At 34.2% G+C, this 16,999-nt stretch carries 11 protein-coding genes and 2 tRNA genes; 2 read left to right on the forward strand and 11 right to left on the reverse strand.

The annotated features are described in order from the left end of the window. Nucleotides 1-10 precede the first annotated feature (10 nt). The 5 genes from ACVCZW_RS01930 to porU all read right to left on the reverse strand — a co-directional run bounded on the left by ACVCZW_RS01930 (nt 11) and on the right by porU (nt 8,802). On the reverse strand, nt 11-1,627 hold the full coding sequence (locus ACVCZW_RS01930; RefSeq protein WP_452231515.1) for a pyruvate dehydrogenase complex dihydrolipoamide acetyltransferase: 1,617 nt from the start codon (nt 1,625-1,627) through the stop codon (nt 11-13). Nucleotides 1,628-1,630: 3 nt separating this feature from the next. Beyond that, nucleotides 1,631-2,629, reverse strand: coding sequence for a pyruvate dehydrogenase (acetyl-transferring) E1 component subunit alpha (gene pdhA, locus ACVCZW_RS01935; protein ID WP_452227890.1), 999 nt, complete (start codon nt 2,627-2,629; stop codon nt 1,631-1,633). 200 nt (nt 2,630-2,829) lie between these two features. Next, nucleotides 2,830-3,312 (reverse strand): cytidine deaminase, encoded by a 483-nt coding sequence (gene cdd / locus ACVCZW_RS01940; RefSeq protein ID WP_452227889.1) that lies wholly within the window; start codon nt 3,310-3,312, stop codon nt 2,830-2,832. A 329-nt stretch (nt 3,313-3,641) separates the two neighbouring features. Beyond that, a complete protein-coding gene (porV, locus tag ACVCZW_RS01945) occupies nt 3,642-4,883 on the reverse strand; it encodes a type IX secretion system outer membrane channel protein PorV (protein ID WP_452227888.1) in 1,242 nt (413 codons plus the stop codon). A gap of 34 nt (nt 4,884-4,917) precedes the next feature. Beyond that, nucleotides 4,918-8,802 carry a type IX secretion system sortase PorU gene (porU, locus tag ACVCZW_RS01950; protein WP_452231516.1) on the reverse strand — a complete coding sequence of 1,295 codons (3,885 nt, stop codon included), beginning with the start codon at nt 8,800-8,802 and terminating at the stop codon, nt 4,918-4,920. 265 nt (nt 8,803-9,067) lie between these two features. Here porU and gldJ point away from each other — a divergent pair, with 265 nt between their 5' ends. Then, nucleotides 9,068-10,747 carry a gliding motility lipoprotein GldJ gene (gene gldJ / locus ACVCZW_RS01955; protein ID WP_452227886.1) on the forward strand — a complete coding sequence of 560 codons (1,680 nt, stop codon included), beginning with the start codon at nt 9,068-9,070 and terminating at the stop codon, nt 10,745-10,747. A gap of 155 nt (nt 10,748-10,902) precedes the next feature. Continuing rightward, on the forward strand, nt 10,903-12,180 hold the full coding sequence (locus ACVCZW_RS01960; RefSeq protein WP_452231517.1) for a UDP-N-acetylmuramoyl-tripeptide--D-alanyl-D-alanine ligase: 1,278 nt from the start codon (nt 10,903-10,905) through the stop codon (nt 12,178-12,180). Nucleotides 12,181-12,381: 201 nt separating this feature from the next. On the opposite strand, the gene ACVCZW_RS01965 is transcribed toward ACVCZW_RS01960, so the two are convergent. The 6 genes from ACVCZW_RS01965 to ACVCZW_RS01990 form a co-directional block, all read right to left on the reverse strand. Then, a tRNA-Val gene (locus tag ACVCZW_RS01965) sits at nt 12,382-12,456 on the reverse strand. Between the two features lie 467 nt (nt 12,457-12,923). Then, a tRNA-Val gene (locus ACVCZW_RS01970) sits at nt 12,924-12,998 on the reverse strand. Between the two features lie 120 nt (nt 12,999-13,118). Further along, nucleotides 13,119-14,336 (reverse strand): bifunctional folylpolyglutamate synthase/dihydrofolate synthase, encoded by a 1,218-nt coding sequence (locus ACVCZW_RS01975; RefSeq protein WP_452227884.1) that lies wholly within the window; start codon nt 14,334-14,336, stop codon nt 13,119-13,121. Between the two features lie 3 nt (nt 14,337-14,339). Further along, on the reverse strand, nt 14,340-15,188 hold the full coding sequence (locus ACVCZW_RS01980; RefSeq protein ID WP_452227883.1) for an energy transducer TonB: 849 nt from the start codon (nt 15,186-15,188) through the stop codon (nt 14,340-14,342). 34 nt (nt 15,189-15,222) lie between these two features. Next, nucleotides 15,223-16,476: an energy transducer TonB gene (locus ACVCZW_RS01985; protein ID WP_452231518.1), complete on the reverse strand. Its 1,254-nt coding sequence runs from the start codon at nt 16,474-16,476 to the stop codon at nt 15,223-15,225. A 129-nt stretch (nt 16,477-16,605) separates the two neighbouring features. Next, nucleotides 16,606-16,998 carry an ExbD/TolR family protein gene (locus tag ACVCZW_RS01990; RefSeq protein WP_452227881.1) on the reverse strand — a complete coding sequence of 131 codons (393 nt, stop codon included), beginning with the start codon at nt 16,996-16,998 and terminating at the stop codon, nt 16,606-16,608. Nucleotide 16,999: the final 1 nt, after the last annotated feature.

Below are 16,999 nucleotides of genomic sequence, written 5' to 3' on the forward strand. Positions count from 1 at the left end.
TTAAAATATATTATACTAACATGGTTACAGGATTTTCAATATAGCCTTTTAAGGTTTGTAAAAATAAAGACCCTGTTGCTCCGTCTACTGTTCTGTGATCACAAGCAAGTGTTAATTTCATTGTGTTACCAACTACAATCTGTCCTTCTTTTACTACTGGTTTTTCAACAATGTTTCCAACAGAAAGAATTGCAGAATTAGGTTGATTGATAATAGATGTAAAACTCTCTATACCAAACATTCCTAAATTAGAAATAGTGAAAGTACTACCTTCCATTTCATCTAATGACAATTTCTTGTTTCTTGCTTTACCAGCATACTCTCTTACGGCTGCTCCAATTTGTGGTAAACTTTGCTCGTTAGCAAATTTTACTACAGGAACTAATAAACCATCTGGAACTGCAACTGCAACACCAATATGTACATGGTTATTTAATTGCATTCTATCCTCAAACCATTGCGAGTTTACCTGAGGATGCTTTTTTAATGCTAAAGCACAAGCTTTAACAATCATATCGTTATACGATATTTTTGTATCTGGAATAGAATTGTATTGTTTTCTAAATGCAATTGCATTCTCCATATCAAATTCCACATTTAAATAATAATGTGGTGCCGTAAACTTAGACTTCGCTAGGTTTTTAGCTATAGCTTTACGCATGTTTGAATTTGGCACTTCATCAAAATCTTCTTGTCCTGTTGGAACAAATTTACCAACTGAAGCAGTCGCTGCGGCTGGTGTAAAGTTTTCGATATCGCGTTTTACAATTCTTCCATTTTCACCAGAACCTTGTACTTGCGATAAGTTAATTCCTTTTTCATCTGCCATTTTCTTGGCTAGAGGAGAAACGAATACACGTCCGTTAGCATTTAAATTAGCATTAGAAGTCGCAACAGCTTTCGATGCATCGCTTTTAGGCGCATCCTTTTTAGGAGCTTCTTTTTTAGTTTCCGCGGATTTAGGTGCTGCTTCTTTTTTATCTGTAGTTCCTTCTGTATTAAAGTTTTTTGCGATTCCAGAAACATCGGTTCCTTTTGGGCCAATGATAGCTAAAAGGGAATCTACTTTAGCGGTATCTCCTTCCTCTAAACCAATATATAATAAGGTTCCAGATTGAAAAGACTCAAATTCCATCGTTGCTTTATCGGTTTCAATTTCGGCAAGGATATCTCCTTCTTCCACAACATCTCCAATTTTTTTAAGCCACGTTGCAACCGTACCTTCTTCCATCGTATCACTTAACCTTGGCATCGTAACTACGATTACTCCTTCTGGTAAGTCTTGATCTTCATTAGAAGCCTTTTCTACTTCTGCTGTAGCTTCTTCTTTTTCTTCTTCTTTAGAAGCATCTTCCTTTGCGCCAGAGATTAAGGCAGAAACATCTTCTCCTTCTTCTCCTATAATTGCAAGAAGCTCATCTACTTTCGTAGTTTCTCCTTCTTGAATACCAATATATAATAAAACACCTTCATGAAAAGATTCAAACTCCATGGTTGCTTTATCGGTTTCAATTTCTGCAAGAATGTCTCCTTCTTCTATTTTATCGCCAACTTTTTTAAGCCACGTTGCAACAGTACCTTCTTCCATCGTGTCGCTCAATCGAGGCATGTTTATTATTTCTGCCATAGCTTATAATTTATGTTGTATGAATGGATAATCTTCTTGTTCGTAAACTACATCATACATCAAGCTTTTGTCTGGGTACGGAGATTCTTCAGCAAATTTTTCACATTCACTGACTAATTCTTTCACGCGCTTCGCAATAACTTTAAAATCGTCTTCTGTAGCGTAATTTTTATCTAAAATAACTTCTTTTATTTGCGTGATAGGATCTATTTTCTTGTATTCCTCTACTTCGTCTTTTGTTCTGTAATGCTGAGCATCACTCATAGAATGTCCTCTATAACGGTAAGTTTTTAATTCTAAAAATGTTGGTCCATCACCACGACGAGCACGTTCTAGCGCTTCATCAAAAGCTTCTGCAACTTTTATTGGGTTCATACCATCTACTGGTCCGCAAGGCATTTCGTAACCTAAACCTAGTTTCCAAATGTCTGTATGGTTTGCAGAACGTTCTACAGAAGTTCCCATCGCGTAACCATTGTTTTCACAAACAAAAACTACTGGTAATTTCCATAACATTGCCATGTTAAAAGTTTCATGTAAAGAACCTTGTCTAGCTGCACCATCACCAAAACAGCAAATAGTTACTGCTCCTGTTTCATGGTATTTATCTCCAAAAGCCATTCCTGCTCCTAAAGGTATTTGACCACCAACAATACCGTGTCCGCCATAAAATCCTTTTTCTTTGGAGAATATATGCATAGAACCACCAAGACCTTGAGAGGTACCTGTTGCTTTACCAAATAGTTCTGCCATTACGCGTCTAGGATCTACTCCCATTCCTATTGGTTGCACATGATTTCTATATGCAGTTATCATTTTATCTTTAGAAAGATCCATTGCATGCAAAGCTCCTGCTAATATTGCTTCTTGACCATTATAAAGGTGAAGAAAACCTCTTACTTTTTGTTGAATATATACTGCGGCTAGTTTGTCTTCAAACTTGCGCCAGAATAACATATCTTCATACCATTTAAGGTATACTTCTTTGGTGATTTTTTGCATTGGTAGTGCTACTTTTTAAAGAAATTATAAAATTCTATTTTTTTGGACACCAATCTAAAATTGGTATTCGCTGCATTTACTATGGAATTCTTTCAGAAAACAATTTTCCAAAAATTAATTCCACCAACAAAAGTAATACTTTAGTTAGGAATAAAAAAGGCTGAAAATCGTAAAATTCATCGAAATCGATTTCGGAAACACTAAAGTGCCGACTTATCGAAAACCAAAGGAAGTAAATTAGCTAAGGAATGTGATTTTGCCACTTTTCCTGTTTCTCCCATAAAATAAATTTCTATATCTTCATTTTGTTTTACTTCATACTCTGCAATTGCTTGTCTGCATGCGCCACAAGGAGGAATTGGCGCCATGGTTTGATGTAAAGTAGACCCAGCAGTAATTGCCATAGTTATCATTTTAACACCTGGGTATTTTGCTCCTGCATAATAAATTGCGGTACGTTCTGCACATAAACCAGAAGGATACGATGCGTTTTCTTGATTGCTTCCGGTTACCACTTCTCCGTTTTCTAAGGCTATTGCAGCTCCAACAAGAAATTTAGAATATGGTGCGTATGCGTTTTCTCTAGCTTCCATTGCTTGCTCCATTAAGGAAGCAATGTTTTTTGGTAATTCGTTAAAATCATCAAAAACGGTTAAGGTAGATTCTATTTTTATTTCTTTCATCTTTTAGTTTTTATTGCATCTTAATTGCTAGATGTAATATTCAAAAATAATATGTTACTAGTTGCATTCCCAAAGCAATGCATGTTTCATTCTTTAAATATAAGAAACTTTTATACCAAAAAAATTTTAAAACGATCGATTAAAGTTGTTTCTATTCCCTTTCATTTTTAAAATAAAATATAAACACAACTCGTACAGTGCTTCTATGTTATTTGATTTAAAGAAAAAAAAATTCAAATTTAGTATCTATCCTTTTAAAACCCATTTGTTTTGAGACAAAAAAACTATTGCTTTTGGCAATAGTTTTACTTGTTATTCTATACTTAATATTAATATTCTGTATACGAGTCTGCTCCAAGATTAAAGGCTAGAGAGAAGCGCAATGTGTTTTCTAAAGGACTCTGTACTTTAGATGCTGAGAATAAATACGATAAATCTATTGTTACCGCACTAAATTTAAATCCTGCTCCTAAAGCAAAAAACTTTCTTGCTCCTTTTTCATCACTCTCATTAAAATATCCTCCTCTAAAAGCAAAGGAGTTTTGATATGAATATTCTGCACCAATAGCATAGGTAAATTCTTTAAGCTCTTCGCTAAAACCTCCAGGCGCATCACCAAAAGATTGAAACATACCAGAAATAAAGCTTACGTCTGGATCTTTACCATCTATAATATAATTATCGTTAACTAAATTCCCCTTTGGTCCATCTATATCTTCATTATATTCCCCATTACCATCGACGTCTGTATATTCATACTCTTTACCAGTAACTGGAGGAGTAGGCACCAATAATTTAGTAACCTCACCTGTTACAGAAACTTTATTGTAATCGTCTAAAATAAAATCAAAACCACCACCTAAGCGCAATGTTGTTGGTTGAAAGTTTTCTACGCCGCCTTCGGAATATTTAAACTTTGGCCCAATATTTTGAATTGCAAAACCTAAACGTGTTCTACCATTAAAGCTATCATACGCTTCTTCTTCACTCTGGTAATACCCTGAAATATCTACTCCAAAAGTACTTGCTGCTGTTGCATCTTCATCAATACCGTTTAGTTTTAAATCGGAACGTAAATAACGCATACCTACAGACATTGCAAATTGTTCACTTAATTTTAGTGCATATGCAGCATCAATAGTAAATTCATTTGGTCTTTGTACTAAAGCTTCCGAAAATTCATCTTGAACAAACTCAATATCTCCTAAAGAAAAATATTTTAAACTTGCTGAAAAAGCACTTCTTTCATTTAACTTATTATAATAGGTTAAGTTTCCTAAAAAGATATCTTTTACTAAATTACTTAAATATGGTGTGTAGCTAACGCCTATTCCTTGTTTATCTGTAGCAAATGCATATTTGGATGGATTCCATTGTTGCGAGAACGCATCCACAGATGTTGCAACTCCCATATCTCCCATTGCTGCTCCTCTTGCATCTGGTGCAATAAGTAAAAATGGAACTCCAGTTGTGATCACTCTAGAATCGTTTGAATCTGGAATTACCGTGGTTTGCGCATTTATTTTAACAATTAATAGTAAGCATGCTATAGTTAAAATTGACTTCTTCATATGGTGTTTTTTATTTAACAAATATAAATTAATATTATAGTATTACAAGTTTCTCTATTTTTTCGACCTTTTTATTTAGAGTATTGGAACGTACCGTTAGCTTATACACATAAACTCCTTTACCTATTTTGTCTCCAAAATCATCGCGTCCATCCCAAATAATATCTCTAGAAAGTGCTGATGCACCTTTACCACAACATTCTGAGGAATTGGTTTGCCCATTTAAAGTTCTCACCAATTTACCTGAAACTGTGAATATCTGTACTGAAACGTCTAAAGGCTCTGAACTATTGTGATTAAACCAAAATTCGGTGTAATTTACAAAAGGGTTTGGGTAATTCAATACGTTTTTAACTACTAATTGTTCGTTTTCATTATAGACTACAAATTGTATTTCTTGGATGGATGAATTATTATAAACATCCCAAGCTTTAAGTGTTAAGGTATGTAAACCAGGCTCTAAATCTCTAAAAGGGTAATTTACTAATCCTTTGGTGTAATCATCTACTTCTGTTTGATAATAATCGTTTAATACATAAGGACTTGTTTCATCTCCATCAATAATTGCAACAATATCATGTCCAATTCCGCTGGCTGTATTAATTCCGTTTTCATCTTCTAACTTCACTAAAAGCGAAGGAGATTCATTGGTAATACCTCCAGAAACAAAACTTTCGTCATTCATATAAAGCGTAACTAAAGGCCCCGTATTATCTTCTGGTGCATCTGCATTTATTCCTCCTATTTTAATAGTTTCTATACTTGCTCCCGTTTGATCTTGTAGGAATGGAATTTCGGATTTTGCATAAAAACTTGCTTTACCAAAACCTACAGGAATACCAATATCTCTAGGCACTACAAAATCGAATTCAAACAATCCATTGGTTATAGATGCTTGCCCTCTAAAAATTATTTCTCCAAGTGTTTTAAAATCTAAATATATTATTTGCCCACTTTCACGCACTCCATCATTGGCAAGGGTTCTTCTATCTATTTCTTTATCATAAATGGTGGTCGATAATACACCATTATAATTTGTAAGTACATTACCAGAAATATCGGTTACTTCTCCAGATAATTTGACATGACTTAAAGCTTCTAATGTATCTGTTTCGTCTGCAATAGCTACATCATTAATTTTAGTAAGTCGGATATTAGGTTTAGCAAAGGTTAATTTCATTGCAGGATCTCCAATAAAAAACACCAACCTTCTTTGTGGTGTACTAGATACAGAAGGATCATTTTTTGTTAATCTTAAAGCTTCCGCTACAGAAGGGTATTCATGATCTTGATAGTCATCGGAGTCATTATATGAAAACATATACTCACCTAAAACTTCATTTAAGGTAATACCTACACTCACAAATATTTTTCTTGTTGTAGAAATTAAGCACACCGCACCTCCTGTAGGATTCCAGAACATATATTCTCCAGCGGTTGGTCTTAAAGGATTATCAAACCTTGTATACTCACAAGTTACTGTGACAAAACAACCTAATTTACACACATTATTTAACTCTCGTGAATCTGGTGCTTCAAAAATATGCTCATGAGCAAGTCCATCTTCACCACCATGACCAAAATAATTAACTACAAGAGCACCATTTTCTATAGCATTAACTATAGCTTCATTTACTTTAGGGTATCGCGCGCCTCCTGCCGATGCTTCTTGTAAATAAGCATCCGAATGGATTTTTATAGGATTTAAAAACGGTTTATTTGCTACTATAAGGTTTGCCAATTCATCGGTACTTTCTTGTAGTACTTTTTCCCACGATTCGTCAACGTCATCCGATACAACTACAAAATTATTTCTCCAACTACCATAACTTGCGTCGTTGTGATAAGATATAATTTTATCTACCACTTCTTTTGCTTGCTGCGTTGAGTTTACAAGAATCCTACCAACAGCGATGTCTAATTTTTCGGAAGGTTCCATGTTTCCTTCGTTTTCATCCATCATTCCAAAAAAATCATCAGACACAAAAGAGCTTGTTAAATTAAAGCTTTCTATAGCGTGCCATGAAGGAACAACATTAGTATTGTTTGGTAACCTTTCTTTATAATCTACAGAGCCATCCCCAAAAAGGCATAAATACTTTATTTTATTTCCTGGTGTACTTGCATTATCATAGATGTATTTTACAAAATTTCTAATAGCACCAATATCTTGATTACCGGTACTGAATTCTTTATATATTCTATCTAGTGTTTCTACTTTAACATTTAATCCATATTCCTGTCTGTTGATTTCTGCTAGTCGTTCTGCTTGCGCTAAAAGATAGGTAGGTGTAACTATTAAATAATCCACATCCTGAAATGCACCTTGGTTATTTAAAAAGATGGTTCCTTTTAAGTCTTGATTAGCTACACTTGTATTAGAATCTCTTTTTGGTTGGTAAAAATCTGCCGTGGTTACCACAGCATATTCTTTGAAGCTACCTAAATTAGAAGTAAAGCTTAAGCTTGCACTGGCGTCTGTATTGACCGCTGTTGTTATATTATATAAATCTGTAACATCCCAAACTTCGGAAACATTAGCGGCATTAGTTAATGTGTATCTTCCAATTCCAGAAGCTCTTACAACCTCCTTATTTTTAAAAACAAATTGATTTCCCGAAAAGTTTAATGCGCGAGTAGCTTCTATGGAAATATAATCTAAATATGCATTAGCACTTGGATTCCCTGCATTATTATGGTTTAAAGTAACAGCTACAGCATCCGAATTAATATTTACGTTTCCATTAAAAGAAGATTCCACGGCTAAATTATCACCCGTAAGTCCTGTTAAAGCTATGGTTGTAACCGCATTTCCATTTATATCTACCTGCATACTAGAAGCCGTTTCCGCATCGGATGCAACAAATACTTTAAGTATTGCTGGTTCACTAGAAACGATATCCGGAAAACTAAAGTCATATGTTTTACTATTTTCGATATCAAATCTATCCCCAAACCATCTTCTTCCAACATTTACCAAATTATATTTATCTACTTCATAGAATTGATAATCCTGAAATTGCGTAATCTCTAAATCGATATTACCTGTAGGTTGCATAAAAGGTTGTACTCTTTTACCTTGACCAGAACTAATGTTTATATAATAATAGGTCTTATCTGTATATAAATTTATATTGGTCTTACTATCTGCGTCAAACCCTCTTGGTCCTCTGGCGTAAAACAAAATATAATCCTCATTATTAAATTCTCCATCATTTTCACCTACCACTCGTATGGCATTTTCGACAACATCATAAGGATATACTTCTGCATTAGCATATGGTATCATTTGCCCACCATTACCAAATAACTTAATATTTCTAGGATCTACGCTATTCACATTAACACCTATAGAACTTAAAAAACTTTTTGAAATTTTAAATACTCCTGTAGTATCTACATAAAACCGATGCCATTCTCCAGAACTTAAAACAGAATTGGTAAGTTGTCTTCTTGCTGCACTTGAAAACCTTGAACTTTTACTGCTATTGGTATTATAATTAACCGTAAACGACGTTATTTTTTTATAGACACCTCTTTCCTTTATAATAGGAGAAACAATAAAATACGCATTCCGTTTATTTCTAGCAATAGAATTAGCCAAGCTATATTTTACAGTATCCGGAATAGTTTTAAGATCGACTCCTTTTAATTCGTTTAAAGAAATACTCGTATAACTAACTTGCGATAAAGTTACCGAAGACTCATTAATATAATTAGAGGTATCCCATTGTGCTACAAATTGCAAGCCATCTTTTAAACTATAATTAAAATGTTCTTTATCAAAGGAAGGAACCTCTATAGAAAAGTTTCCATTTGTAATCGTTTTATAATCTTTCCAAGTTATTTGAAACGTTTGCTGCTGGGCAAACCCTATAAATGGGAATATTAGTAGGAGTAAAAATAATTTCTTTTTCATTGCATAAATAACGTTAATAATTGCCTGTTATTATTAAAAAACAAACAATTTTAAAAAAACGAATCAAAAGTACAATAATATTTTATAAAATTGTGCGTTATTAGTTCTACAAATGAACGATGAAATTATTAAAAACATCGTTATAAGGTTTAATAATTAGGGTGAAGTGCAATTTTTTTTAATCAATTTTTACAAATTTTCTTGTAGTATTGGCTTTAATTCTTATATTGCATCACTAAAATAACAAGTAGCTTACTTTAAAAGTATGAACATGAAAAAAGTAGTATTATTATTAATCTTAGCAGTATCTGTAACTGCAGTTAGCTGTAAAAGATCTAGTTCTAAAAATACATCTAGAGCAACAGGTTGGAAAATCAATTCCAAAGAAGGTGGTTTTCAATACAATGAAAAATTTAAAGAGCAAGAAACTGCTCCTGGATTAGTATTTGTTGAAGGAGGAACATTCACAATGGGTAAAGTTCAAGATGATGTTATGCATGATTGGAACAACACGCCTAACCAACAACACATTCAATCTTTTTACATGGATGAATCTGAGGTTACAAATTTTATGTATTCTCAATACTTATACTGGTTAAAATCCACGTATCCTCCATCGGAAGAAAACTTTAAAGACATTTACAATGGTGCAGCTCCAGACACTTTAGTATGGAGAAACCGTTTAGGTTACAATGAAGTTATGACAAACAATTACTTACGCCATCCTGCGTATGCAGAATATCCTGTAGTTGGTGTTAGTTGGATTCAAGCAGTTGAATTTGCTAATTGGAGATCAGACAGATATAATGAGTTAAATCTAGAACAAGCTGGTTGGATAACAAGAGATGCTAAACTAACAGCAACTGCGGATGCAAACTTTAACACAGATACGTATATAAATGCACCAACACAAACGTATGGTGGTAATGATAGTATTATTAATCCTGAAAGATCAAGACGTCGTGTGCAAACTACTGCATCAGGAGATACTATTAATAAATATGCAACAAGAGAAACTGGTGTAATTTCACCAATGTATAGACTACCTACGGAAGCGGAATGGGAGTATGCAGCTTTAGGAATGTCTGATTTAAGAAGTTACAACACATATAGAGGTAGAAAAAAATACCCTTGGGCTGGACAATACACACGAACAGGAAAACGTAAAGTTCGTGGTGACCAAATGGCTAACTTTAAACAAGGTAAAGGGGATTATGGTGGAATTGCTGGATGGAGTGATGACGGAGCAGATATAACAAAACAAGTAATGTCTTTTCAAGCAAATGACTACGGTTTATATGATATGGCTGGAAACGTTGCAGAATGGGTTGCGGATGTTTATAGACCTATTGTAGATGATGAGTTTAATGACTTTAACTACTATAGAGGAAATGTGTATACTAAAAATGCTATTAATGACGACGGAACTGTAAAAATTGTTACTGTTGATGACATAGTATACGATACTTTATCTAACGGAAAAATTGTAGCAAGAAACCTCCCTGGTGAAATTGCACAAGTTGGTGTTGATGAAAACGAGACTTACTTAAGAACAAACTTTGACAGAAGTGATAACCGTAACTTTAGAGATGGAGATAAACGTTCTTCTAGACAGTATGGAGATTCTTTTGACGAAGAAGAAGGTGGAGAAGGCGACCATGATGCAGTAACAAGAAAAATGTATAACTCACCAAAACATAGTGTAGAAACAGATTCTACAGGAGCTATGATTCGTGAGTATGACCAATCAAGCAAACGTACTTCTTTAATTAATGATGAAGTAAGAGTTTACAAAGGTGGTTCTTGGAAAGACAGAGAGTACTGGTTAGATCCAGCACAAAGACGTTATTTCCCTCAAGATATGGCAACAGATTATATTGGATTTAGATGTGCAATGTCTCGTGTAGGTTCAAAATCTAAAGGAACAAACAAAACAAAGAATTAATAATTCTTTTATAAAAATAAAAAAAGTCCTGACAATAGTCAGGACTTTTTTTTATACATTTATTTTATAAAACGAGTATATTAAGAACACTATCACCTGCGTGAATAATGAATAGCGAACAGCATGTGACAGTTAAAATATAATAAATAAAACATATGAAAATAGGGCAATTACACCAACTGTTTTTACAATGTAATACCGTGAGTACAGACACAAGAAAAATAGAAACCAACACCATGTTTTTCGCTCTAAAAGGCGACAACTTTAATGGGAATACCTTTACGGAACAAGCACTAAAAAATGGTGCTAAATATGTTGTAGTTGATGAAGCGGAATATCTTATTAATAAACAGACCATACTTGTTGAAAACGTTTTAAAAACACTGCAAGCATTAGCCAGTTATCACCGAAACTATTTAAAAGTAAAAATCATTGCACTAACAGGTAGCAATGGCAAAACAACAACCAAAGAATTAATAAACGCTGCACTATCTCAAAAATATAAAACAGTAGCCACGGTAGGTAATTTAAACAACCATATTGGCGTCCCTTTAACCTTATTATCCATGAATACCAATACCGAAATAGGTATTGTAGAAATGGGTGCAAATCATTTAAATGAAATTGAATTACTATGTAATATAGCCCAACCAGATTATGGTTACATTACAAACTTTGGTAAAGCACATTTAGAAGGTTTTGGCAGCATGGAAGGCGTTATTAAAGGAAAAACTGAACTATACCATTATTTAATAAAAAACAAGAAACCTATTTTTTTTAATGCGGATGATGCCATTCAAACTGAAAAACTAAGCAGTTATATTACAAAGTACGGTTTTTCACAAACCAACAAAGAATACTACCAGATAGAAATGGTAGAAGCAAATCCTTTTGTAAAACTAAAAGCGGAAGATCAAATCATCACCTCTAACTTAATAGGCGCATATAACTTCACGAATCTTTGCGCGGCAACTACTATTGCAAAACACTTTGATGTTCCCTTAAAAGACATAAAAACAGGGATTGAAAGTTATACCCCACAGAACAACAGGTCGCAAATAATAACTATAGAAAACAACAACGTAATTTTAGATGCTTACAACGCAAACCCTTCAAGTATGCAAGTAGCACTAGTTAATTTTTCTAATTTAAAAGAGCGAAATAAAATCGTTATTTTGGGAGATATGTTTGAATTGGGAAGCGAAGCAGAAAAAGAGCATCAAAATATAGCGCAACTAGCAATTGATTTAAGCTTGGACAAAATATATTTAATAGGTGAAAATTTCTTTAAAACGGAAACGCCTTCCGATAAAGTAAAGAAGTATAAGTCCTTTGAAACTTTTAAAAATAACTTTGAGAAACCTAAGAACGCAACACTTTTAATAAAAGGATCTCGAGGTATGGCTTTAGAACGAACTTTGGATTTGATGTAACCATATTACCAACTTTAAAACGGATTTATAAATAAAAAAGCTTCTCCCAAAAGAGAAGCTTTTTTATTTATGCTCTACATGAGATTAGAGATCCCTAATCGAAACCTATTTAGTAAGTAAAGCAGGAATGAAAACGCCCTTCATTCTTGTTTTTTATAAACAAAAAATCCCGATACAAAAGTATCAGGATTTTTTTTGATGTGGGCGACAAGGGATTCGAACCCCTGACCCCTTGGGTGTAAACCAAGTGCTCTGAACCAACTGAGCTAGTCGCCCGATTTATTTTTTTAAGGTTTCGGAAAACCTATACTCTAAACTACTTTTGTCTCGAGTCCCGTTTAACAGGACTGCAAATATACACCTGTTTTTGGATTCTCAAAAACTTTTCACAACAACATTACTACTTTATTTAAAAAAAAGAAAGACTATGTAATGGGTAAAAATATCTTTACAAAAGAAACTACATGTAAATACAAGTATTTCAAATATTTAGGAACTAATTTCTCAAAACTTAAAGGCGAAAGCTTATTACTTAATAAATGTCAAGGCTTAGATTACTAAGAGGTTTTGGATGCCTTGTACATTACCTATTTTAAATTCTTTAAATCTAAAGTATACTAAAGTAAATTGGCAATATTACTTTGCTTTACTGTCTCTTTATTCTATAGAAAAATAGGATCAAAACAGAATCTTTTTAAAAACGAAAAATCCCCATACAAAAATATGAGGATTTTTAATTTCTGTGGGCGACAAGGGATTCGAACCCCTGACCCCTTGGGTGTAAACCAAGTGCTCTGAACCAACTGAGCTAGTCGCCCGAAATATTTTTTTAAGGTTTCGGTAACCTTATCTTTAATCATTTTGAATAAAGCCCTATTCTTTGGGACTGCAAATATAGATTAGTTTTTGGATTCTCAAAAACTTTTTTAAAGTTTTTTTTAAATTATTTCTGCAACGACAAAAGTACTGCCTCCAACATAAATAACATCTCCTATTTTAGCCGATTTCAACGCTTGTTTATATGCTTCATTTACAGAATTATATGCTTTCCCAACATAGTTTTTTTCTTTAAAGTAAGCCCACAACTCTTCCGCATTTTTTCCGCGAGGAATATTTGGTTTACAAAAATAATAAGTGGCGTTTTTAGGTAAAAGAGCAATTATCGAGTCCAAATCTTTATCATTAACCACTCCAAAAACAATATGAAGCGCATGAAAAGGTTCCTCTTGTAATTGTGTCATGGCATAAATAAGTCCTTCTTTATTATGTGCAGTGTCACAAATAACCTTCGGATCTTCTTGTAAGATTTGCCATCTTCCTTTGAAACCTGTATTTACGACTACCCCTTTTAGTCCTTTTTGTATATTACTTTTTGAAATCTTCCAGTTTTGTTCTTGTAATAGGCGTATTGTTTGCAAAACTGTTTTTATGTTCTTTTCTTGATAGCTTCCTTTTAAGTCACTTTGATAAACTGTAGAAACCAATTGATCGGCATAATATATAGGAGAGGAAACTTTCGATGCTATTCGATTAAAAACAGATTTTATTTCTTCTTGTGTTTCGCCAATAACCACCGGAACATTCTTTTTAATGATACCTCCTTTTTCTTCCGCTATAGCGTGCAAGGTATTACCTAAAAACTGTGTATGATCTAATCCTATATTTGTAATAACAGAAACTTCTGGTGTAATAATATTGGTAGAATCTAAACGACCACCCAAACCAACTTCAATAATTGCGATATCGACCTTTTGCTTTGCAAAATAATCGAAAGCCATACCAACGGTCATTTCAAAAAAGGAAAGGGAATGCGCTTCAAAAAAGGATTTGTTATGCTTTATAAAACTACTTACAAACTGCTCACTAACTTCTTTACCATTAATCTTAATACGCTCTCTAAAATCTTTTAAATGCGGAGAAGTGTACAAACCAACCGTATACCCTGCTTCTTGTAAAATAGCAGCCAACATATGACTTGTAGAACCTTTTCCATTGGTTCCAGCTACATGAATAGTTTTAAATTGATTTTCCGGATTATTTAAATGATTAGCAAGTAAGACTGTATTACTTAAGTCTACTTTATACGCTGCTTTACCCTGCTGTTGATACATTGGGAGTTGAGAGAACATCCAATTTACAGTATCTTGATATGTCATTTTTTATTGCCCTAAATTGAAGTTAACTTTCACAAAACCTACTTGTTTTGCAGGTGCTTTACTATCTGGTCGCCATTTATGAGATAAAGCGATTTTTTTAGCTGGTTCCAGTAAACACGAAGCCGTATTTGTGGTTCCTTTTACTCCTGCTTCTGCTTCTACCACATTACCACTTCTGTTTACCACTATTCTTACAATGACCATTCCAGACTCATTGCAATCTTGTTTAAATACTTCTTTTGAAGGTTTTCCTCTTCCGTTTAAGCCATAACCTACTCCTCCACTTCCAGACCCTGGATTTCCAAAATAACTTGGCGCATACGGATCGCCATTTAATTGTCCTTTATCCCCTGCTTTGTCATCATCACCTTCACTACCTGTTTCACTTCCTTCGGAATTACTAACGCCTCCAATTAAAGCGTCTAGTTTTTTCTTTTTCTCTTCTTGCTCCCTTTTCTCTTTTGCAATTCTATCTGCTTCGGCTTTGGCTTTAGCATCTGCAACCGCCTTTGCTTTTGCTACGGCATCTTTTTGTTTTTGTATAGCAACTGCTTCTTCGGTTTCTTGGGTTAAAACTTCTTCTGTAGCTTCCGTTGCTTTTGTAGGTTCTGCTTTTGTAGGTTCTGTTTCTGGAGGTCTATCGATGTCTAGGTCTTCCGATTTTACCGGTTTTGTAGGTTGTACGTTTCCGCTACCAAAATCTGTAGTTCCAAAATTTACTGCAACACCATATTCTTCTGGAGGATCCATATATTTTGGTCCTACGACAAAGATTAGCAAAAGAATTATTAACGTAACTAACGTTGTAATCTTTGCTGAATCTTTTTCGTGTTTGGTATTAAAGTATTTCATTTAAATTTTATTCTTGCATTACGAAGAAAACAAGTTATTCTTTCAATTTAATTCTAATCGGTAATCCATAGGAAACGGTTACTGGACTTCCTTGCTGCATTCCTGGTTTCATTTTAGGAAGCAATCTAGTTACTCGTTTTGCTTCTGCTTCTAATTTGGGATCTGCAGCTCTTGCACCTATACTTACCACATTACCAGAAGTATTAATTTTGAAGGAGATATTAATTTTTTGCACCCCAGTTAAATCTGCTGCTAAATCAGTATCAAAATTATTCATGATAAATTCTTTTATTTTATCACTCATACATTGTTTTCTAGTCGCATTATTTCCTCCTTCGCACCCCGGATAAATAGGAACGTTTTCAATTAAGGCAAATGATGTTTCTCCGCCTCCAGCATTTGCTTTGGCTTTAGCTGCTGCAGCCGCTGCTGCTTTTGCTTCTCCTGCGGCTTTAGCATCTGCTGCCGCTTTTGCTTCACCTGCTGCTTTGGCGTCTGCTCTTGCTTTAGCTTCGGCATCCGATTTAGCTTTTGCTGCTGCTTTTGCATCTGATTCTGCCTTTGCTTTTGCCGCCGCTGCTTTTGCATCTGCTGCTACTTTTGCCTTCGCTTTTGCATCTGCTACGGCTTTTTGTTTCGCTTCGTTTTCTTTTTTTAATTTCTCTGCCGCATCTGCTTTTGCTTTAGATGCTGCTGCTGCTTTATCTTTTGCATCCTTTGCATCTTTAGCATCCCTTGCATCTTTTACTTCTTTGGCTATTTTTTCTGCTTTGGTTTTAGCATCGGCTACTGCTTTTTGCTTTGCTTCCTTTTCGGTTTTTAAACGCGCTGCCTCTTCGGCTTCTTCTTTTAGTATCTTTTCGGCTTCTGCTGCTTCTTTTTTAGCTTCTTCAATTTCCTTAAGTGCTTTTGTTGCTGCAGCTTTTTCTTCTTTTAGTTGCTCTTCTTTTAGCTTCTCTTCATTAATTCTTTCTTCCTCTGCTTTCGCTTCTTCTATGGCCTTAGCAGCCTCGATTGCTTCTTCGTCTATTACTTCTTCGTCTATTACTTCTTCTTCCGTTTTACTTTCGGCAGGTTCTTCAGTAGCTTTATCTTCTACTACCGGTTTATTAGGTTGCACATTTCCTCCAACTGGTGCAGCACTACCAAAGTTAATTGCTACGCCAAATTCTTCCGGTTCTTCTTGATATTCTTGACCAACAACAAAAAGCAACAAAATAAAAATCAACATTATTAATGTTGTTATTTTTGCTGCATTCTTCTCATGTTTGGTTGTGAAATATTTCATTATGCTTTGGTTATTGAATGTGTATTCAAAACGTAACTTCTTCCTTAAAGAAGTGTTATTTTACCTTTCCTTATTCTGCTAATAAAAGCTAAAGACACCTTTTCTAAAAAAAGAAAAGGTGTTTTGTAACTACTGAGACTTTACTGCTAAAGTAGATTTTATTTTATTTCTATTCGCAATGTCCATTATAAACACTACGTGTTTCATTTCTACATCTTGATCGGAACGAATTGTAATTGTTGGTGTGTCTGTGCTACCAACTTTTGCTATTACTTCTGCTTCTAAATTTTCTTTAGATACTTTTTTCATGTCTACATAATAGTTCACGTCTTTATCTACGCTTACAGATACATTTTTTGTTTGCGTTGTTTTGCTTGAAGATTTAGGTAATAGTAAATCTATAGCTTCCGCGGAAACAAGTGTAGATGCAATCATAAAAAAGATAAGCAACAGAAATACGATGTCTGTCATAGACGACATGTTAAACTCTGGTGTTACTTTATTTCTTCCTCTTAAATTCATA

The sequence above is a fragment of the Lacinutrix sp. MEBiC02595 genome, from assembly GCF_053601555.1.

Excerpts from the sequence above, each read along its gene's own strand:
- ACVCZW_RS01930 (WP_452231515.1), bottom strand. The coding sequence starts at position 1,627 with ATGGCAGAAATAATAAACATGCCTCGATTGAGCGACACGATGGAAGAA.
- pdhA (WP_452227890.1), bottom strand. The coding sequence starts at position 2,629 with ATGCAAAAAATCACCAAAGAAGTATACCTTAAATGGTATGAAGATATG.
- cdd (WP_452227889.1), bottom strand. The coding sequence starts at position 3,312 with ATGAAAGAAATAAAAATAGAATCTACCTTAACCGTTTTTGATGATTTT.
- porV (WP_452227888.1), bottom strand. The coding sequence starts at position 4,883 with ATGAAGAAGTCAATTTTAACTATAGCATGCTTACTATTAATTGTTAAA.
- porU (WP_452231516.1), bottom strand. The coding sequence starts at position 8,802 with ATGAAAAAGAAATTATTTTTACTCCTACTAATATTCCCATTTATAGGG.
- gldJ (WP_452227886.1), top strand. The coding sequence starts at position 9,068 with ATGAACATGAAAAAAGTAGTATTATTATTAATCTTAGCAGTATCTGTA.
- ACVCZW_RS01960 (WP_452231517.1), top strand. The coding sequence starts at position 10,903 with ATGAAAATAGGGCAATTACACCAACTGTTTTTACAATGTAATACCGTG.
- ACVCZW_RS01975 (WP_452227884.1), bottom strand. The coding sequence starts at position 14,336 with ATGACATATCAAGATACTGTAAATTGGATGTTCTCTCAACTCCCAATG.
- ACVCZW_RS01980 (WP_452227883.1), bottom strand. The coding sequence starts at position 15,188 with ATGAAATACTTTAATACCAAACACGAAAAAGATTCAGCAAAGATTACA.
- ACVCZW_RS01985 (WP_452231518.1), bottom strand. The coding sequence starts at position 16,476 with ATGAAATATTTCACAACCAAACATGAGAAGAATGCAGCAAAAATAACA.
- ACVCZW_RS01990 (WP_452227881.1), bottom strand. The coding sequence starts at position 16,998 with ATGAATTTAAGAGGAAGAAATAAAGTAACACCAGAGTTTAACATGTCG.